General features: G+C 70.6%; 23 protein-coding genes. 13 read left to right on the top strand and 10 right to left on the bottom strand.

The window, feature by feature from the left end; genetic code table 11:
* Positions 1-111: 111 nt before the first annotated feature.
* From ACIRSS_RS33600 to ACIRSS_RS33590, 3 genes are read right to left on the bottom strand one after another with little or no spacing between them, the layout of a single operon-like run.
* Positions 112-1,500: an alpha/beta fold hydrolase gene (locus tag ACIRSS_RS33600; RefSeq protein ID WP_400901865.1), complete on the bottom strand. Its 1,389-nt coding sequence runs from the start codon at positions 1,498-1,500 to the stop codon at positions 112-114.
* A 43-nt stretch (positions 1,501-1,543) separates the two neighbouring features.
* Complete coding sequence (locus tag ACIRSS_RS33595) at positions 1,544-2,182, bottom strand: pyridoxal 5'-phosphate synthase (protein ID WP_400901863.1); 639 nt, start codon at positions 2,180-2,182, stop codon at positions 1,544-1,546.
* Between the two features lies 1 nt (position 2,183).
* The gene (locus ACIRSS_RS33590; protein WP_400901861.1) at positions 2,184-2,789 is read right to left on the bottom strand and encodes a hypothetical protein; all 606 of its coding nucleotides are present in this window, start codon (positions 2,787-2,789) and stop codon (positions 2,184-2,186) included.
* An 82-nt stretch (positions 2,790-2,871) separates the two neighbouring features.
* Between ACIRSS_RS33590 and ACIRSS_RS33585 the strand changes: the two genes are divergently transcribed.
* Positions 2,872-3,405: a DUF2020 domain-containing protein gene (locus tag ACIRSS_RS33585; RefSeq protein WP_400901859.1), complete on the top strand. Its 534-nt coding sequence runs from the start codon at positions 2,872-2,874 to the stop codon at positions 3,403-3,405.
* Positions 3,406-3,551: 146 nt separating this feature from the next.
* Positions 3,552-4,004 carry a DUF6918 family protein gene (locus ACIRSS_RS33580; RefSeq protein ID WP_400901857.1) on the top strand — a complete coding sequence of 151 codons (453 nt, stop codon included), beginning with the start codon at positions 3,552-3,554 and terminating at the stop codon, positions 4,002-4,004.
* Between the two features lie 61 nt (positions 4,005-4,065).
* On the opposite strand, the gene ACIRSS_RS33575 is transcribed toward ACIRSS_RS33580, so the two are convergent.
* The gene (locus ACIRSS_RS33575; RefSeq protein ID WP_400901856.1) at positions 4,066-4,602 is read right to left on the bottom strand and encodes a hypothetical protein; all 537 of its coding nucleotides are present in this window, start codon (positions 4,600-4,602) and stop codon (positions 4,066-4,068) included.
* A gap of 98 nt (positions 4,603-4,700) precedes the next feature.
* Here ACIRSS_RS33575 and ACIRSS_RS33570 point away from each other — a divergent pair, with 98 nt between their 5' ends.
* The gene (locus ACIRSS_RS33570; protein ID WP_372667583.1) at positions 4,701-5,210 is read left to right on the top strand and encodes a peptidylprolyl isomerase; all 510 of its coding nucleotides are present in this window, start codon (positions 4,701-4,703) and stop codon (positions 5,208-5,210) included.
* 39 nt (positions 5,211-5,249) lie between these two features.
* The gene (locus ACIRSS_RS33565; protein WP_400901853.1) at positions 5,250-6,203 is read left to right on the top strand and encodes a rhomboid family intramembrane serine protease; all 954 of its coding nucleotides are present in this window, start codon (positions 5,250-5,252) and stop codon (positions 6,201-6,203) included.
* On the opposite strand, the gene ACIRSS_RS33560 is transcribed toward ACIRSS_RS33565, so the two are convergent.
* Together ACIRSS_RS33560 and crgA are read right to left on the bottom strand one after the other, a co-directional pair.
* Positions 6,200-6,613 carry a PH domain-containing protein gene (locus ACIRSS_RS33560; RefSeq protein ID WP_400901851.1) on the bottom strand — a complete coding sequence of 138 codons (414 nt, stop codon included), beginning with the start codon at positions 6,611-6,613 and terminating at the stop codon, positions 6,200-6,202. The two genes, ACIRSS_RS33565 and ACIRSS_RS33560, sit on opposite strands and share 4 nt — an antisense overlap.
* Before the next feature lie 70 nt (positions 6,614-6,683).
* A complete protein-coding gene (crgA, locus tag ACIRSS_RS33555) occupies positions 6,684-6,950 on the bottom strand; it encodes a cell division protein CrgA (RefSeq protein ID WP_033261030.1) in 267 nt (88 codons plus the stop codon).
* Positions 6,951-7,230: 280 nt separating this feature from the next.
* Here crgA and ACIRSS_RS33550 point away from each other — a divergent pair, with 280 nt between their 5' ends.
* Genes ACIRSS_RS33550 through ACIRSS_RS33540 form a run of 3 tightly spaced genes read left to right on the top strand, consistent with a single transcriptional unit; the run spans position 7,231 to position 9,343 of the window.
* The gene (locus ACIRSS_RS33550) at positions 7,231-8,202 is read left to right on the top strand and encodes a class E sortase (protein WP_400901849.1); all 972 of its coding nucleotides are present in this window, start codon (positions 7,231-7,233) and stop codon (positions 8,200-8,202) included.
* On the top strand, positions 8,202-8,357 hold the full coding sequence (locus tag ACIRSS_RS33545) for a hypothetical protein (RefSeq protein ID WP_086675995.1): 156 nt from the start codon (positions 8,202-8,204) through the stop codon (positions 8,355-8,357). Before ACIRSS_RS33550 ends, ACIRSS_RS33545 begins: the two co-directional genes overlap by 1 nt.
* Positions 8,330-9,343, top strand: coding sequence for an LLM class flavin-dependent oxidoreductase (locus ACIRSS_RS33540; protein ID WP_400901847.1), 1,014 nt, complete (start codon positions 8,330-8,332; stop codon positions 9,341-9,343). The genes ACIRSS_RS33545 and ACIRSS_RS33540 overlap by 28 nt, the downstream gene beginning before the upstream one ends.
* On the opposite strand, the gene ACIRSS_RS33535 is transcribed toward ACIRSS_RS33540, so the two are convergent.
* The 3 genes from ACIRSS_RS33535 to ACIRSS_RS33525 form a co-directional block, all read right to left on the bottom strand.
* Positions 9,312-9,704 (bottom strand): SCO5389 family protein, encoded by a 393-nt coding sequence (locus tag ACIRSS_RS33535; protein ID WP_400901845.1) that lies wholly within the window; start codon positions 9,702-9,704, stop codon positions 9,312-9,314. The two genes, ACIRSS_RS33540 and ACIRSS_RS33535, sit on opposite strands and share 32 nt — an antisense overlap.
* Positions 9,705-9,796: 92 nt before the next feature.
* Positions 9,797-10,531: an ABC transporter permease gene (locus ACIRSS_RS33530; protein ID WP_400901843.1), complete on the bottom strand. Its 735-nt coding sequence runs from the start codon at positions 10,529-10,531 to the stop codon at positions 9,797-9,799.
* The gene (locus ACIRSS_RS33525; RefSeq protein ID WP_400901841.1) at positions 10,528-11,241 is read right to left on the bottom strand and encodes an ABC transporter ATP-binding protein; all 714 of its coding nucleotides are present in this window, start codon (positions 11,239-11,241) and stop codon (positions 10,528-10,530) included. The genes ACIRSS_RS33530 and ACIRSS_RS33525 overlap by 4 nt, the downstream gene beginning before the upstream one ends.
* A 169-nt stretch (positions 11,242-11,410) precedes the next feature.
* Here ACIRSS_RS33525 and ACIRSS_RS33520 point away from each other — a divergent pair, with 169 nt between their 5' ends.
* Together ACIRSS_RS33520 and ACIRSS_RS33515 are read left to right on the top strand one after the other, a co-directional pair.
* Positions 11,411-13,288: a histidine kinase gene (locus ACIRSS_RS33520; RefSeq protein WP_400901839.1), complete on the top strand. Its 1,878-nt coding sequence runs from the start codon at positions 11,411-11,413 to the stop codon at positions 13,286-13,288.
* A complete protein-coding gene (locus tag ACIRSS_RS33515) occupies positions 13,285-13,884 on the top strand; it encodes a LuxR C-terminal-related transcriptional regulator (RefSeq protein ID WP_400901979.1) in 600 nt (199 codons plus the stop codon). The genes ACIRSS_RS33520 and ACIRSS_RS33515 overlap by 4 nt, the downstream gene beginning before the upstream one ends.
* Here ACIRSS_RS33515 and ACIRSS_RS33510 read toward each other — a convergent pair.
* The gene (locus tag ACIRSS_RS33510) at positions 13,881-15,200 is read right to left on the bottom strand and encodes an FAD-dependent oxidoreductase (RefSeq protein ID WP_400901977.1); all 1,320 of its coding nucleotides are present in this window, start codon (positions 15,198-15,200) and stop codon (positions 13,881-13,883) included. The genes ACIRSS_RS33515 and ACIRSS_RS33510 overlap by 4 nt on opposite strands.
* 112 nt (positions 15,201-15,312) lie before the next feature.
* Between ACIRSS_RS33510 and ACIRSS_RS33505 the strand changes: the two genes are divergently transcribed.
* The 4 genes from ACIRSS_RS33505 to ACIRSS_RS33490 all read left to right on the top strand — a co-directional run bounded on the left by ACIRSS_RS33505 (position 15,313) and on the right by ACIRSS_RS33490 (position 17,792).
* Positions 15,313-15,957 (top strand): aminodeoxychorismate/anthranilate synthase component II, encoded by a 645-nt coding sequence (locus tag ACIRSS_RS33505; RefSeq protein ID WP_400901837.1) that lies wholly within the window; start codon positions 15,313-15,315, stop codon positions 15,955-15,957.
* A complete protein-coding gene (locus ACIRSS_RS33500) occupies positions 15,954-16,745 on the top strand; it encodes an ABC transporter ATP-binding protein (RefSeq protein ID WP_400901835.1) in 792 nt (263 codons plus the stop codon). Before ACIRSS_RS33505 ends, ACIRSS_RS33500 begins: the two co-directional genes overlap by 4 nt.
* Positions 16,733-17,374: a hypothetical protein gene (locus ACIRSS_RS33495; RefSeq protein WP_400901833.1), complete on the top strand. Its 642-nt coding sequence runs from the start codon at positions 16,733-16,735 to the stop codon at positions 17,372-17,374. Before ACIRSS_RS33500 ends, ACIRSS_RS33495 begins: the two co-directional genes overlap by 13 nt.
* Positions 17,375-17,474: 100 nt before the next feature.
* Positions 17,475-17,792 carry a hypothetical protein gene (locus ACIRSS_RS33490; protein ID WP_400901831.1) on the top strand — a complete coding sequence of 106 codons (318 nt, stop codon included), beginning with the start codon at positions 17,475-17,477 and terminating at the stop codon, positions 17,790-17,792.
* The last annotated feature ends 110 nt before the right edge of the window (positions 17,793-17,902 follow it).

The raw sequence follows: 17,902 nt of genomic DNA, 5'->3' as shown, positions 1-17,902 counted from the left end.
TGACCAGCAAATATAGGATCGGCTGGTCAGCGGCCAGGCAAGTGCGTACCTTTGCAAGGCGGGGGTCAGGGGTTCGATTCCCCTCAGCTCCACACTGGATTCCCGGCAGCCTCAACGCAGGAAGTTGAGCACCGCGTCCCGGCCGGCGTGGCCGCGCTCGCGGTTCTGGATCGAATGGGACTCGCCCGGGACGATCACCAACTGGCCACTAGGAGCCTGGGCCGCTTCCTCGCGCGCCCACTCCAGTGGTGTCGACAAGTCGCGGTCGCCGTTCAGCAGCAGTACCGGGACGTTCGGCAGCCGGGACGCCGGGTTCGAGCCGGGGCGCTCCGGCGGCCACGGCAGGCACGTCTGGATGAAGCCCTGCTGCGTCGCCACCTCCGTCGTGTACGGCCAGGTCGCCGACGGTGGCAGCGCACGTGCCGTCAACGACAACAGCGGCTGTCGCAAAGCCACCGGCGTCGCCGATGAGCCCCACGGGAAGCGCTGGTCCGCGCACAGTGTTGCCGCGTGCAGTCCCGAGCTGAACGATGCCGGGTCGTCGCCGCCCGACTTGTACGCCTCCAGGAGTCCGTCCAGCTGCTCCGGCGATCCGCCGCGGGCCGCGTGGAGGGCTCCGATGACGTCGCCCGCGGACGGGTTGCGGTACGTCGGATCTACGAACTCGTACGACACGATCAAGTCGAAGATCTTCACGCCGTCCGCCGTGCCGCGGTGGCGGACCACCCACGCCAGGTCGTCCGCCGGGTCGAAACCGCAGGCCGGGGCCACCGCACAAGCCGCGCGCAGCACGCGGGCCTCGGCCGTCAACCCCGTCAGGTAGAGGGACGCCGACGCGGACGCGTGGTGCGGCAGCACCGAATCCAGGACGACCTTGCTGACGTTGCCCGGGTGCGCGATCGCGTACCGCGCCGCCGTGAACGAGCCGTACGAGACGCCGTCGACCACCATCTTCGGCACGCCCAGCGCCTGGCGGAGCTGGTCGAAGTCCGCGACGGTCTGGTCGGTCGAGTACAGCGGCGCCGTGGGGCCGAGGATGCGCGCGCACTCGGTGACCGCGTCACGCGTTGGCGTCGCGATGTCCGAGCTGCCCATCTGCGCCTGCAAACCCGGGCACTGCAACGCGTTCGCGCCGGTGCCGCGCTGGTCCAGCATGACGAACCGGTAGTCCTTCGCGACTTCCGGCAGCCGCTGGGTCGCGATCCGCGTGATGCTGCGGACGCCGCCCTGGCCGGGCCCGCCGGTCAAGAACAGCAGCACGCCCTTGGGCGCGGTCACGTTGTCGGCGGTCGCGACCGGCAGGTCGAGCGTGCCCGGCACGCGGCCGGACCGGTCGAGCGGCACGGTCAGCGTCGAGCAGGTGAAGCCCGGTTGGCCCGGGCACGGGTGCGGGTCCGTCAGCGTCGGTCGTCCCCCAGGACGCGCGTCGGCCGAGGCCACACCCCCGAGTGCGGCGGTCAACGCCAGGACCAGCCCGGCGGTCAGCAGTTTCGAGCGCATGATCCATCATCGCCACACCGACCCGGGTGCGGTATACCTCCGATCAGGGCCAGAGGCGTTCGCGGACCCAGCCGCCGTCGGATTTCCGGTACCGCAGCCGCACGTGCCGGCGGTCGTGGCTCGCTTGCCAGAACTCGACTTCGTCCGGGTCGACGAGGTAGCGCGTCCACGTTTCCGGGGCCACGTCCGGGTTTTCCGCGACCCAGCGCTCCGCCTCCGCGGCCGCCGCGTCGAGGTCGGCCGGGTCGTGCAGCACCTGCGACTGGTGCCCGATGAACGCCTCGACGCGCGAAGCCGGTGGCCGCGCCAGGAAGTCCGCCGCGGACACCTCGGGCGCCGCGGGGGAGACCGGGCCGCGCAGCCGGACCTGACGGCCGCGGCCGGGCCAGAAGAACGTCAGTGCGGCGCGCGGATCCTTGCGCAGCTGCAAGCCTTTCGGGCTCTCCGAGCTGGTCGCGACCGCCCAGCCCGCCGGGCCGACGTCCTTGAGGATGACCACCCGCGCGTCCGGTGCACCATCGGCGTCCACTGTGGACAGTGTGACGGCGTGCGGCGCCAGCACGTGTTCACCGGCTTCGGTCAGCCATTCGACGAAGAGCGTCTGCGGGTCGGCGGCCGCCGTTTCCGGCTTGAACACAGGGAGTTGTTCGGGGAACGAGGGCCATCCGCGCAACGCGACCATGTCAGTAACCGTACGGCTGCTGTCCCGGCGGCGGGTAGCCGGGCGCGGGCGGACCGGCGGCCGGCGGGGGCGGTACCTGCGGCTGCTGCACCTGCGCCTGCTGCCACTGCACCTGCTGGTAGGCCTCGGCGGGCGGCGGGAAGCAGAACGTCAGCTTGGCGCGGATCGCGCCGTGCATCGCCGCGCCCCAGAACTTCCCGCCGGTGAACGCGTACGTCTGGCCCGCGGTGAGGTCGACCGCCACCATGCGCGTCTCGCCGCCGAACTGGTTGCTCGTCTTCGCCGACGCGGCTTGCGCGGCGTCCGGGTGCACGTGGTGGCCGACGAGCCCGGCGATCACGACCGAGGCCGCGGTCCAGCCCATGGTGCCGACCAGGTTGGCGCGCGCGTACTGCGTGGCGCGGCCGGTGAAGTCGTACAGCGCGGCCGCGCTGATCTCGGGGACGGCCGCCGCGATGACGCAGTAGTTCATCGTCGACAGCATCACCGACTCGGCGAACAACCCGACGGGGCAGAGCGCGGGCCCGATCTGCACGGTCCCGAAGTTGCCGCCGGACCGCTGGATGCGCTCGGCCACCACGCCGAGGTACTGCTCGGGGGTAAGCACGACGCCATCGTCGCACGCCCCGCGGTCACGTCGACTTCAGCCAGCGGTTTTCACACACGCTTCATGGTTGACTGTGCGCGCTATGCGACGACTCGTACTTCTCGCGCCCGCCGTGGTGCTGCTGGCCGGCTGCGGCCCCTCCCTCGTGTCCGGCACCGCGACCCCCAGCCCGCCGTCGGCGTCCGCCGGCACGGCCGCGGGGTCGGAGCTGCCACCGGACCCCCAGCCGGCCGCGACCGGGGACTGCCCGTACCTCGACAGCGAGTTCGTGGCCGACTCGAACGGCCAGCACGTGTCGAAGGTGCGGATCTCGGCGGACCAGCCTCACCCTGCGTGCTTCTTCTACCGCCCGGACGGGAAGATCCAGCTCACCGTCCGTGTCTACGTCGGGGACGCGAAGACGGCGACCGCGCTGGTCAACAAGGCGGCGCCGGTCGACTCGTCCAACCCGGCCAGCGACCCTTCCGGCTGGAAGGGCGGCTACGAATCGACCGATGACGGTGCCGTCTACGCGGTCGCGAAGGGGTCCGCGGCGGTCATCGCGACCACCAACCAGAAACAGAGCGTAAAGGCACGCACAGTGGTCAAGAAGGCTATCGCTGCCCTGAAGCTCTAGGTAGCGGCCTCCACACGGGTGAGTGATGTTGATCTTGTATTACCCTGTGCGTCACGCGCAGGCTTCGTGGACTCGCGCACCGCAGCCATCGGGGGATCCCCACCCCGGGGCCGGGCACAAAATCTGCAACGCAAAGGACAAGATTCGTGGCTGACACCCTCAAGGACATCCTGCTCGACTCCAGCCGTCGTCCGGCTGTCGTGACGGACTTCGAGACCCTCGTCGACGCCGAGGTCTCGGACAAGGGCGGCGTTTCGGGTGCCGTCGTCAAGACCGGCTTCGCCGCGGTCAAGAAGATCAAGCCGGGCATCATCCCCTCGGCCGTCGACACGCTGCTGCCCGACTTCGCCACCGCGCTCGAGCCGTTCTACGGCGACTACCGCGCCAAGGGCGGCAACGACTTCGGCGCCTACCTGACCAGCCGCTCGGACGAGGCCTCCGACGCGCTGCTGAGCGTCACCGACACGCGCGCCGAGCGCAGCAGCCGGGACAGCATCAAGAAGGTCTACTCGAAGCTGCGCCCGAACGGCAAGAAGAACGTCGAAGAGGCGCTGCCCCGCCTGGGCCAGCTGATCGACAAGCACGCCGCGAACGCCTGATCGCACGCACGACTGAAGAGGCCCCTCGGGTGCACGCCCGAGGGGCCTCTTCGCGTCGGCTTCAGTTCTTCTTCTCGGCGGGCGCCGGGGACGGCGCCTTGCCGTTCGCCTGCGGGCTCGGCTTCGCCGCTTCGGCGGGCTTCGGCGCGGGCGGGGTGGCCTTCGGCGGCGCGGGCGCGACCGGCGGCTCCTGCTTCGACCGGAGCGCGTAGGCGGCACCGGCGCCGACCACGACCAGGCCGAGCAGCCACGGCCACTTGCGACGGCTGCGCGTGCCCTTCGCCGCGGCCTTGGCCTCGACGACTGCGGCGTAGAAGTCCTTCTTCGCCGCCTTGAAGTCCTTCTTGCCGCGGCGCTTCGACTCGCCGGCCGCCTTCGCGGCCTTGATGGCGGCCTTCTTGGCCTTGCGACCCGGCTTGCGCAGCTCGGACAGGCGGGAGAGGGCCTCCTCGCGGGCGGCCTTCGAGCTCTTCTTGAGCTCCTTGCGGGTGAGCTCGGTCTTCTTCGCGAGCTGCTTCTGCGCGCGCCGGCCGTGCTTGACGCCCTCGGAGACGAGTTTGTCGGCGGTCTCGGCGGCCTGGGCTGTCGCCCGGGACATGGACTTCACCTCATCATTCGTTTTGACACTGCTCTGTTACCCGTAACCTATCGTGCCCCTTTTCGCCGCCGTCCGCCGCAGATGGCACGATTGGGCCTGTGAAAGCAACGCTGCACACCAACCAGGGTGACATCAACCTGAACCTCCTCCCCGACCACGCGCCGAAGACGGTCGCGAACTTCGTCGGGCTCGCGGAAGGCACCAAGGAGTACACCCAGCCGAACGCGGCGGGCACGAACTCCGGCCCCTTCTACGACGGTTCGATCTTCCACCGGGTCATCGACGGCTTCATGCTGCAGGGCGGCGACCCGACCGGAACCGGCCGCGGCGGCCCCGGCTACAAGTTCGGCGACGAGTTCCACCCGGAGCTGCAGTTCAGCAAGCCGTACCTGCTGGCCATGGCCAACGCCGGGCCCGGCACGAACGGCTCGCAGTTCTTCATCACGGTCGCGCCGACCACCCACCTGAACTTCCGGCACACGATCTTCGGCGAGGTGGCCGACCAGGAGTCGCGCAACGTCGTCGACGCGATCGCGCGCACGGCGACCGGCCCGGCGGACCGTCCGCTGACCGACGTCGTCATCGAGAAGGTCACCATCGAGCACTGACGGTTTCCCCGACGGGAGTTTCGGTAGGTTGGTGACATCGTGAACCAACCGCCGAACCCCGCCGCCGAGCAAGCCGCGCTCCCCGGGTGCTGGTGGCACCCGAACCGCCCGACCGGGCTGAGCTGTTCCCGGTGCGGGCGTCCGGCGTGCCCGGATTGTCTCCGCGAAGCCCCCGTCGGCTTCCAGTGCACCGACTGCGTCCACAGCGGCACCCAGCAGCAGCGCCGCCAGCACCGCGGCTACCAGGAAGCCGGCCTCGGCGTGCGCACCATCGCCGGTGCGCGGCCGTCCGGGTCGTTCCTGGCCACGCAGGCCATCCTCGCGGTCAACGTGCTGGTCTTCCTCGTCACGGTCGTCCAGGCGCGCAGCCTCAACGACAACCAGGTGTCGAACGTCTTCCAGCTGGGCGTGCTCTGGGGCCAGGCGACGTTCGGCGCCGACGAGTGGTGGCGCGTGTTCACCTCGGGCTTCCTGCACTACGGCCCGATCCACATCGCGGTCAACATGTTCTCGCTGTGGATGATGGGCCGCGCGCTCGAACCGGTCTTCGGCAAGGTCCGGTACCTGGCGCTCTACTTCGTCTCGATGCTCGGCGCGTCCACGGCCGTGCTGCTCTTCGACAACCTCGACGGGGGCACCGCCGGCGCGTCCGGCGCGCTGTTCGGCCTGATGGGCGCCTACGCGGTCATCGTGCTGAAGCTGCGCCTCAACCCGACCGGGCTGATCATCACGCTCGCGCTGAACGCGTTCATCACGTTCGGCGTCGCGAACATCTCGATCCTCGGCCACGTCGGCGGCCTGGTCACCGGCGCGCTGGTCACCGTGGCGATGCTCTACGCGCCGCAGGCGCGCCAGGCGACCTGGCAGGCGGCCGGGGTCGCCATCCTCGTCGTCGCGATGATCGGGCTGCTGATCTACAAGGACACCGAGGTCGCGGCCCAGACCTGCCAGTTCGTCCAGTACCGCGGCCAGGAGCTCTACAGCTGCGGCTAGCTGCGCAGCGTGCTGAGGACGTCAAGGACGTCCCGGGGGTCTTCGCCGAGGTCGAGCCACCCGAAGACGTACAGGTCGTCTTCGTGCTCGATCTCGAGCGTGACGCCGTCGCGGCCCAGCCGGCGGGTGGTGCGCAGCCGGGTGCGGGTCTGCGCCCAGGGCAGCCGGTGCGTGCCGCCGAGCGTCCGGGCGACCAGCCCGTCCGGGCCGGCCGCCAGGCGGGGCCGGACGAGCGTCGAGTGCGCGGCGAACGCGCCGACGGCCAGCGTGGCCAGTGCGAACAGCACCAGACCACCGCGGTCGCCGGTCAGGACGTCGGCCACCACGCCGACCAGCAGCAACGCGGTGACCGCCCACGCCGATACCACAAGGGCCCGCCGTGGCGCCCACGAGGTGGGGTAGTTATCCACAGGGGTTATCCACACTGGGGATGAGTCACACCGGTGTAATTCGGCGTCAAGCCGCCATTCGGAGTAATAATCAGCGCCAGCGCATAGTCATGAGCAGACCCGCGATCATCAGCGCGAACCCGCCGGCGAAGTTCCAGTTGCCCAGGTCGGCCATCCAGGAGATCTTGTCCCCGGCGATGTAGTTCACCAGCAGCCAGACCAGGCCCACGAGCATCAGCCCGAACATGGGGATCTTCCAGGCGAGACCGGTGGGACCGGCCGCCCGCACCTTCACCGGCGTACGCCGGTCGGCAGGCGGGGTGTAAGCCGTCTTCTTGCGGACCTTGGACTTGGGCATCGTGTTCCTCGCGGTGCTGTTTGGGCTCGTCTGGTGGCGATGACCCGCCTGGGGTGCGCAACCAGCGCCACGTGCACACGTTAACGTAAATGACCGCAGGAAAGCAGCGGCCGGGAGTGGTTGGATTTCCCGTACCGTGACGTCGGGGTCACCAAGTGTTGGACGCGGCTTGAGAGGAGCTTGCGTGACTACGCGCGAAGGACCGGATGACGACCGGCGCAGAACCCCCGGGCAGCGGCCCGCGCCCCAGCGCCGCCCGGTCCCGCCCCCACGTGGGCAAATGCCGCCACGCCAGGCTTCCGGTCAGCCGCCGCGGCGTCCGCAGGGCCCGCCGCCCCGCCGCTACACCAGCCCGCCCCCGCTCCCCGGCGCGAACGAGGAGACCATCGTCTTCGCCCCGGTCGGGAAGGGCGGCACCGCGACCAAGGAGAAGCCCGCCCCGCCGCCGCTGGGCAAGGGCGGCGTCGCGATCCGGACGGCCGGCGAAATCCTCATCACGCTGGGCCTGGTCGTGCTGCTGTTCATGGTCTACGAGCTGTACGTGACCGACCTGTTCTCGGCGGGCAAGCAGTCCGAAGCGAGCGACCAGCTCGACGGCGAGTGGGCGCACGATCGCACGCTGCACCCCGAGCTGATCGACGGCAAGGCGTTCGCCCGGATCCACATCCCGACGTTCGGCGTCGACTACAACTTCACGATCCAGGAAGGCACCGACGACGCCTCCCTCGAGGTCGGCCCCGGCCACTACAAGGGCACGTCGCTGCCCGGCGAGCCCGGCAACTTCGCCGTCGCCGGCCACCGCGTCGGCAAGGGTGCCCCGTTCAACGACCTGGACAACCTCTCCTCCTGTGACCAGATCGTGATCGAGACCTCGACCGACTTCTACATCTACAAGGTCCTGCCCTACGACGACGAGATCGAGAACTGGGCCGGCGGCAAGGGCGCCGACCCGAAGTGCAAGGGCGTCTCGACCCTGCGCGACCCGAACGCCGAAGAGGGCGGCGCGTACAGCAAGACGTTCGGCCGCAAGGTCGTGCTGCCCAGCGAGGGCACCGCGGTGAACCCGGTCCCGTACAAGGACGCCGAGGCGCTGCCGAAGGCCCAGCAGGCCGCGCTGCTCACGCTCACGACGTGCCACCCGCAGTTCTCCGCCCGCGAGCGGCTCATCATCACGTCGGTGCTGACCCAGCAGGTGCCGAAGAACCAGGTCAAGGACTACGGCGACCTGCTCTCGAAGATCGGGGAGGCCTGATGTACGCCTGGCTCTGGCGGAAGTTCCCCGGCCCGTTCGCGGTGAAGCTGACGATCGCGGTGGTCCTCGCCCTCGGCGTCGTGGCGCTGCTGATGTTCGTGGTGTTCCCGTGGCTGGAGCCGCGGCTGTGGTTCAACGAGGTCGCGGTCAACTGAGGTTCGGCGTCTTCCTGGTCAGCGGCCGGTTCCCCGGCCAGGCGGACGGCGACGTCCTCCGCCGGTCGGTCCGCGCCGCCGAGCTGGCCGAAGAAGCCGGCTTCGACGACGTCTGGTTCGCCGAACACCACTTCACCCCCTACGGCGTCTGCCCGTCCGCGATCACGCTCGCCGCGCACGTGCTCGGGCGGACGTCGCGAATCGGGGTCGGGACCGCGGTCAGCGTCCTCTCGACCACGCACCCCGTCGCGCTGGCCGAGCAGTGGGCGATGCTCGACGCCGTCTCCGGCGGGCGGTTGCGGCTCGGCGTCGGGCGTGGCGGCCCCTGGCAGGACCTCGAGGTCTTCGGGACCGGACTCGATCGCTACGAGACCGGCTTCGAGGAGACCCTCGACGTCTTCCTGCGCGCCACCACCGGCCGCGTGGGAGCGAGGGGACGGCACTTCGCCTTCCGGGAGGTGCCCGTGGTGCCCGAGCCGGAACGGCGGCCGGACGTCGTCGTGGCGTGTGGTGGGCCGCGGTCGGCGGCCGTGCGCCAAGCCGCGGAGAGGGGGCTGCCGCTGCTGCTCGGTCTGCACGCCGACGACGAGGAGAAGGCCGAGACCGTCGTCGCCTACGGGCAGCCGGCCGGCCACGTCTCGACCGTGCTCTGCCAGGTGGGCGACGCCGACGTCGTCCGGCGAGCGCTCCCGGGGTGGCTGGAGGACGGTCTCGGCGCGCACGTCACGGTCGACGGCCGGCCGGGACCGCGGAAGGACCCGGGGGAGTACACCGAACGGCTCCTCGCCATCCACCCCGTCGGCGAGCCGGAACACTGCGTCCGAACCCTGGAGACGAGCCTCCGGCGCACCGGCGTCTCGCACGTGCTGATGCTCGTGGAGGCGTCCGGTACGCCGGAGGGCACGTACGCGAACATCGCGCGGATCGGCACCGAGGTGCTCCCCGCGCTGCGGGCTAGCAGTCCCGCAGTTCCGGGCTCTGGTTGAGCAGCTGGCCGCGCGGCGAGACGAACGCGCGGTAGCGGTCACCGTCCACTTCGGACTTCCGGAACACCGCGACCCGGTGGCAGTTCTGGAAGGCCAGCTTGACGCCGAAGTGGCGCTCCAGCCCGCCGCGGATCGCGTCCGAGGCCAGGGCTCGCAGCAGCTGGCCGCGGGCGGCCTCGCTCGGCGGTGGCGTCTCGTTGTCGGCGAACCCGTCCGCCGCGCCCTCGGCGTCGGCGATGACGCCGGTGATGACCTCCCAGGCGTACGGCAGGGACTCCTTGACGCAGGTGACGAACTCGGCGTCGGTGACCTCCCCGCGCTCGGCCTTCTCCAGCAGCGCGGGTGACACGTCCAGGGACATCGAACCTCCAAGGTGAGCAGGGCCGTCTTCCTGGCTACCGGCCGCGTGGCCCGGCCACAAGAGAAAACGATGATCATCACCAATATGGCGGATCACTCCCAGCGGAAGAGCTTCGCCGCCAACGCCGTGCCGATCACCGCGAAGCCGGCGAGGACGAGCAGCTGCAGCGGCTGCACGCCGGTGCCGACCCAGGCGTCCTGCAGCGGCTGCGTGCCCGGCGGCAGGTAGTCGCCGATCCGCTGCAGGACCACCGGCAGCAGCGCCCGCGGCAAGTACACGCCGCCGAAGAACATCGTCGGGATGAACGCGACCAGCGCGAACCCGCCCGCCGCCTTGGCCGTCCGGGCGATCGCGGCGGCCAGCAGGCCGAACGAGAACATCGAGACCGTGCCGAGCAGCAGCGTCAGCAGGAACTGCAGCGGGTGCTTCGGCATCGGGACGTCGTAGGCCGCGTGGGCCGCCGCGAGCACCAGGCCGATGCCCGCCAGCGCGACCACGACGTGGATCAGCAGCTGCGCGCCCAGCAGGTTGACCGGGTGCACCGGCGTTGTGGCCAGCCGGCGCAGGACGCCCTGCTCGCGGTAGGTCGCGACCGCGGCCGGGATCGACTGCAGCGCGAGCATCGCGAGGCTGATGACGACCAGCGACGGGACCCAGGCGTCGATGAAGCGGTATCCGCCCGCGGCCGCGCTGGGTTCCGTCATGCCGGGGATCGCGCCCACCGCGAGCAGCACGGCGGTCGGCAGCAGGAGCCCCGCGACCGCCATGAGCGGCGTCCGGAGGAAGAGCTTGGTCTCGGTGGCGGTGATCTTGGCGAAGGTGTTCACAGCGTGCTCCTCGTGAGCGAGACGAACGCGTCGTCCAAAGTGGAGGCTCCAGCCGTCGCGCGGAGCTCGGCGGGCGTGCCGGTCGCGACCACGCGGCCGGCGTCGAAGATCGCGACGCGGTCGCAAAGCCGCTCGGCCTCGTCCATGAAGTGCGTGACCAGCAAGACGGTGACGCCGGCGTCGCGCACGCCTTCGACCAGCCGCCACGTCTCGCGGCGGGCGTGCGGGTCGAGCCCGGTCGTCAGCTCGTCGAGGATGGCCAGCTCGGGGTTGCCCACCAGCGCGAGCGCGATCGACACGCGCTGCTTCTGGCCGCCGGACAGCTTCCCGAAGTAGGCGCGCGCGTGATCGCGGAGGTCGAGCTGATCGAGCAGGACGTCGACGTCGGCCGGATCCGGGTAGAAGGAGGCGAACAGTTCCAGCGCCTCGCGCACCCGCAGCTTCGGCGGCAACTGGCTTTCCTGCAGCTGGACGCCGACGCGGCGGGTCAGCGCGGCGCGGTCGGTCGCGGGGTCGAGGCCGAGCACGGAGATCTCCCCGGCGTCCGCGCGGCGGAGGCCCTGCAGGCACTCGACCGTGGTGGTCTTCCCGGCGCCGTTCGTGCCCAGGATGCCGAAGATTTCGCCGCGCTCGACGGTGAAGGAAACGCCGTCGACCGCGACCCGGGAGCCGTAGCGCTTGCGGAGTTCGGTGACTTCGATGAGGGGCATGGCGATAAAGCTACGAACGTTCGGCGCCGCGCAGAATGACGCTGAATCCCCAGCTCAAGTAGGGTTTTGCTGACGCGGGGGTGGGTCTGGCCCCACCCCGGCCGGGGAGCTTCGGCCAGTGCGCGGACGCGGGCGGTCCGGCGATGATCGCGGGGGAAGGAGGTGCCGGATGACGTACCTGCGAGCGCTCGGGCGGGCCTGCGCGCTGGCCGCGTTCGCGTTCCTCAGCTGGGTCGACGTCCTGGTCGAGCTGGTCGCGTTCGCGCTGCTGTGCGTCGGCCTGGTCTTCTTCCTCGGCCCCGCGGTCGAATGGGCGCGTGGCCGGTCGACGCTCGCGCGGACGCTGGCCGCGCGCTGGTGCGACGTCGAGATCGCCCCGCCGTACCGGCCCGAGCCGCCGGAACCGGTCCGCGAGCGTGACGGCTGGTACCGCGACGGCAACCAGCTCTACAAGCGCGCGTTCTGGATCCGCTGGCAGCACCGCCTCACGTGGGCGCTGGAGGATCCGGCTGCGGGGCGCGAGTTCACCTGGCAGCTGGTGAACCCGCTGGTCACGCTGCTGCTACCGGTGGCCGCCCTGATCGGCGGCCCCGCGGTGCTGCGCGGTTACGGCCGGTGGACCCGCTGGTGGCTCGGCCCCCGCACACCTGCCGAGTCGCGCGGAAATTGGCTGCACCGGCACGCCGAAGCGCTCGGCCATCAGGGCGGCATCTTCGCGCTTTCGCTGGTGCAGCTGATCTTTTCGGTGCCGCAGCTGGTGCTGATGGTCGGCTTCCCGCCGTTGGCGGTCCCGGTCGTGCTGTGGTGTCGGACGATCACCGACACGCTGCGCCGCGAAACCGGGAACTGGACGGGGGTGCGGATCGCGCGGCCGTACCTGCCGCCGCCGGGATTGCCGGTGCCCCGGCCCGACGGCCTCTACCAGGTCGGCAAGCAGTTGCACGAGGAGCCGTTCTGGCCGGTCCAGCACGCCCGCACGCGGTGGGTCCTGCGCGACCGCGCCACCTGGCGCGACCTCGCCGGCGCCGTGCTCGTCACCCTGGTTTCGCTGGTCCTGCTCCTGCCGACGGTCGCGCTGGTCGGCCGGGGACTCGCCGGCCTCGGCGCACTCTGGGTGTGGCGGCCGTTCGTCTCGTCGCCGGTCGAGTGGTTCCCGCTGCCCGAAGTGTCGACGCACCTGGGCGCACTCGCGCAGACCCCGGCCATGCTGGCGATGATCGTCGTCGGCCTGATGCCGACGACCTGGCTCGCCCGGCAGCAGGCCCGTTTCGCCCGCGTCTGGTTCGGCCCGACGGAGGCGACCCGGCTCGCCCAGCGCGTCGAACGGCTCAAGCAGACCCGCAGCGACGTCACGGTCACGCAGGCGGCGGAGCTGCGGCGGATCGAACGCGACCTGCACGACGGCATCCAGTCCCGGCTGGTCGCGATGGGGATGAAGCTGGGCGCGGTCGAGGCGTTGGTGGACACCGACCCGGCTGCGGCCAAACGGCTCGCGGCCGAGCTGCGCGCGTCGTCGTCGGAGGCGCTCACCGAACTGCGCGTGCTGATCCGCGGCATCCACCCGCCGGTGCTGTCCGAGCGCGGGCTGCTGGACGCCGTTCGCGCGCTGGCCCTCGACAGCCCGCTGAAGGCGGAGGTCACCGGCTCGCTGCCGGGACGCGTCGAGGAGCCGGTCGAGGCGTGCACGTACTTCGCGGTGTCGGAGCTGCTGGGCAACGCCGCCAAGCACGGCTCGAAGCGCGCGACGATCGAGGTGGCGTTCGCCGACGACCAGCTGACGGTGGTGGTGACCGACGACGGGCCGGGCGGCGCCGTTCCGGCCCGCGGCTCGGGACTGCGCGGGATCGAGCGCCGGCTGGGCGGCTTCGACGGTAGGTTGACCCTGACCAGCCCGATCGGCGGGCCGACCAGGGCGATGGTGGAGATCCCGTGTCTGATGCATCCGGGGCTTCGCCCCGGGCCGGGGGCTTCGCCACCCGGAACCCCCGAGGTGGACGACCGAGAACCGTCGTCGCCGAAGACCAGTACCTCCTCCGAGACGGCCTGACGCACCTGCTGGCGGCGCACGGCTTCGACGTCGTCGCGGCGGTCGGCAGCGGTCCGGAACTGGCTTCGGCGTTGCGCCGCGAGAAACCCGATGTGTCCATTGTGGACGTAAGGATGCCGCCGACGAACACCGACGAAGGCCTGCAGGTCGCCTTGGCGGCGCGGCGCGAAATGCCGGGCTTGCCGATCTTGGTGCTGTCGCAGCACGTCGAGCAGCTGTACGCGCGCGAACTGCTCGCCGACGGCACCGGCGCGATCGGCTACCTGCTGAAGGACCGCGTGTTCAACGCGGACCAGTTCATCGACGCGGTCCGCCGCGTCGCGGCCGGCGGCACGGTGATGGACCCCGAGGTGATCGCGAAACTCCTGTCCGGCAACGCGTCCGACCCCCTCGCCGCCCTGACGCCGCGCGAGCGCGAGGTCCTCGGCCTGATGGCGGAAGGCTGTTCGAACGCGGCGATCGCGTCCCGGCTGCACTTCAGCGAAGGCGCGGTCGGCAAGCACACGGCGAACATCTTCGCGAAGCTCGGGATCTCGGCTTCGGACGACACGAACCGCCGCGTGCTCGCCGTGCTGGCCTACCTCGGCGCCGCTTAGCCGCGCGAAACCCGCGTCATCTCCTCGCGCTCCACGACCTTGATCCGCTCGCGGCCGGCCGCCAGGCCCAGCGCCTTCTCGTGCGCGTCGAGCTTGCCCCAGCCTTCCCAGGTCGTGAACGGGATCCCGCGCGCGGCCAGGAAGTCGAGGATCGCGTCGGGGGAGTCGTACTTCGGGGCGGTCAGCGTGTCCGCGTCCGAGAGCAGGCTCGCGATCGTCTCCGCCGCGTCGCCCTTCGTGTGGCCGATCAGGCCGATCGGGCCGCGCTTGATCCAGCCCGTCACGTACACGCCCGGCAGCTGGTTCTCGTCCAGGTCCAGCACGCGGCCGGCCTGGTTCGGGACGACGCCGTTGACGTGGTCGAACGGGACCTCCGGCAGGTGCGACGAGAGGTAGCCCACCGCGCGGTACACGGCCTGGACGTCCCAGTCGTGGAATTCGCCGGTGCCGCGGACGTTCCCGTCGCCGGTCAGCTCGGTGCGTTCGGTGCGCAGGCCCGTCACGCGGCCGTCCTCGCCGAGGACTTCGGCCGGCGAGTGGAAGAAGTGCAGGTGCAAGCGCTTCGGCCGCGAACCCGGCTCGCGGATCGCCCACTCCTGCAACGTCTTCACGACCATGTCGATCTGCTTCGACGCGCGCAGCGCCGCGATGCTGCCGTCGTCGAACTCGATGTCCTCGGGGGACACGATGACCTCGACGTTCGGCGAGTGGTCCAGCTCGCGCAGCTCCAGCGGCGTGAACTTCGCCTGCGCCGGCCCGCGGCGGCCGAACACGTGCACGTCCGTGACCGGGCTCGTGCGGAGTCCCTGGTAGACGTTGTCCGGGATGTCCGTGGTCAGCAGCTCGTCGGCCGTCTTCGCGAGGATGCGTGCGACGTCGAGAGCCACGTTGCCGACGCCGAGGACCGCGACCGAAGACGCGTTCAGCGGCCAGGTGCGCGGGACGTCCGGGTGGCCGTCGTACCAGGAGACGAAGTCCGCGGCGCCGTAGCTGCCGTCGAGGTCGATGCCCGGGATGTCGAGTTCGCGGTCGGCCGACGCGCCGGTCGAGAAGATCACCGCGTCGTAGAACTCGCGCAGCTCGTCGAGCTTGATGTCGGCGCCGTAGTCGATGTTGCCCAGCAGGCGGATGTTCGGCTTGTCGAGCACCTTGTGCAGCGCCGTCACGATGCCCTTGATGCGCGGGTGGTCGGGCGCGACGCCGTAGCGGATCAACCCGAAGGGCGCCGGCATGCGCTCAAAGAGGTCGATCGTCACGTCGGCGTCGGACTTGTCCAGGATGTCGGCGGCGTAGATGCCGGCGGGACCAGCGCCCACCACGGCTACGCGAAGAGATCGGCTCACACCCTCCACGGTAAGTTAGGGTCACCTAACTAGAAATGTGATTTACCGTACGGTCCACCAGTTGGGAGCCGGTAGGCTCGGCGTCATGCGCGTTCTCGTCGTCGACAACTACGACAGCTTCGTCTACAACCTGGTCCAGTACCTGGCCCAGCTCGGCGCCGACTGCACGGTCTGGCGCAACGACGTCGTGGACCTCGACCGCGTGCCCGAGTTCGACGCCGTGCTCGTCTCGCCCGGCCCGGGAACCCCCGAACGCGCTGGTCAGAGCATGGACGTCATCCGCAAGTGCGCTGAGACGCGCACGCCGATGCTCGGCGTCTGCCTCGGCCACCAGGCGCTCGGCGTCGTCTACGGCGCGACCGTCGACCGCGCGCCCGAGCTGCTCCACGGCAAGACCAGCCAGGTCCACCACGACGGCACCGGCGTCCTCAAGGACCTGCCGGCGGAGTTCACGGCCACCCGGTACCACTCCTTGACCGTGGTGCCCGACACGATCCCGGCCGACGTCTTCGAGGTCACCGGCCGCACCGAGACCGGCATCGTGATGGGCATGCGCCACCGCGAGCTGCCGCTGGAAGGCGTCCAGTTCCACCCGGAGTCCGTGCTCACCGAGGGCGGCCACCGGATGCTGGCGAACTGGCTGGCCGCGGCCGGCCACCCCGTCGACCCGGCTCGCGTCGACGAGCTCGAGCGCGCGACCAAGGCGCTCCAGAAGGCCGCTGTTGCGTGATCCGGCTCGAGGGGGTCGGCAAGCGGTACGGGCGCGGTGACTTCGTCCTCCGCGACGTCGACCTGAGCATCGAGCCCGGGCACGTCGTCGGCGTCCTCGGCAGCAACGGCTCCGGCAAGTCGACGCTGCTGCGGATCATGGCCGGCGTCTCGCACGCGACCACCGGCGTGGTGACGGGAAGCCCGCGGATCGGCTACCTGCCGGACCGCTTCCCAGCCGGCCAGCGCATGGGCGCGCGGGCCTACCTGCGGCACATGGCGCGCATCCGCGGGCTGACCGACCTTTCGATGATCGACCCGCTGCTCGAACGGCTCGCGCTGGTCGGCGGCCCGGCCGCGCCGCTGCGGACGCTGTCGAAGGGCAACGCGCAGAAGGTCGGGCTCGCGCAGGCCGTCATGGTCCGGCCCGACCTGCTGATCCTCGACGAGCCGTGGTCCGGCCTCGACGTCGGGACGCACGCGATCCTCGGCGAGCTCGTCGCCGAGACGCGGGCGCGCGGCGCGAGCGTCGTGTTCACCGACCACCGGCCGCAGGTGGTGCACGACCACGCCGACGTCGTCCACCTCATGAACGAGGGACGGCTCACGGCCGAGAGCGCCGAGCCGACAACGCGGATCGTGCTGCGCGGCGACGGCGCCGGCTGGGCGGACGAGCCCGGCGTGCGGCACGCGGTCGTCGAAGGCCCGCGGGTGGTGCTCACCGTCGAGGTCGCTTCGGTGGACGCGGTTTTGTTGCGGGCGTTGAAGGACGGCTGGTCGGTGCGGGAGGTGGCGCCGTGCTCGCCCTGACGCGGTATTACCTGGCACTGCTCGGCCATTCGCAGCGGTACCTGCCGGCGCTGCTGGCCTACCTCGCGCTGTGCGTGATCCTCTACGCCGACCCGCATTCACCGCCGTTGCCGCTGTTCGGCGTGAGCGCCGGCGGTCTGCTCGTGGTGTCGTGCTGGCTGACGATCGCGCTGCTCGACATCGAGGACCCGGTGCAGCGCCTGGTGACCTTGAGCCACGCGCGCCAGTGGCGCCGGATGATCACCGGCGCGATCTTCACGGTGCTGGCGTTTTCGGTGGTGCTGACGGTGATTACCGAGGTCTGGTCGGCGATCAAGTCGTTCAAGGTCCAGCCGGCGGCGCTGGGCATCGGACTGCTCGCCCACCTCGCGTGCGCGCTGCTGGGCATCGCGATCGCGCTGCCGTGCTCGCGGCTGCTCATCCAGCGGATCGGCTGGACGGTGCTCGCCGCGGTCGTCACGCTGATCGTGGTCCTGCTGGCGAAGATCCCGCTGGTCCACCCGCTGCTGCACGCCCTCACCGACGACGAACCGGTCGGCGGCCCCCTCGTGTTGGCGCTCGTGACGTCGGTCGTGGTGCTGGCCGCCAGCTTCCTCGTCGTCTCGCGGCTTGTGCAGCGTCGTTCCTGAGTGCAATTTGCAATCTTCAATTCCCGAGTCGGGCTTCCGGCGGGTGGTCGGCGCCGACTAGTGTTCGGGGCCTCTCCGATTCCGGGTGAAGGGAGAACGGGTGACGGCGGGGATCGTTGCGATCACCGGGCCAGACTCCGAAGGCGAGCTCCGGGAGCTCGCCGCCTGGTTGCGCGGTGAGGACGAGCTTCGCGGCCGCGTTCAGCTTTTCGATGCCGTTGTCGTCGGCGTGACCAGCAACTCCGCCGGGGTCTTCTGCCGGTCGCTGATCGCCTGGCTGCGGCGTTGCCGCGAAGCCCGCGTTTCCCTGAAGGTCAAACGCTCCGGCGCGGCCGAGGAACTCGAGCTCGACTGCGATCCCGCGAGTGACGCCGAACAGGTGCTCGGCGCCGTCCGGGGATTCCTCGACAAAGCCTGAAACGCGGAAGGGCCCCCCGGCGAACCCTGCGGGGCTTACGCGGGGTGGTGATGAGCCACCCCCGGGGGGTGTGGGAGTGGCCGGCGGGGCAAAAGGACCGGTCGAGACGG

The organism is Amycolatopsis sp. NPDC101161 (assembly GCF_044768185.1).
Classification (GTDB): Bacteria; Actinomycetota; Actinomycetes; order Mycobacteriales; family Pseudonocardiaceae; genus Amycolatopsis.
Note: the sequence above shows the minus strand (reverse complement) of the source record. Positions and strands in the feature narration are given on the sequence as shown.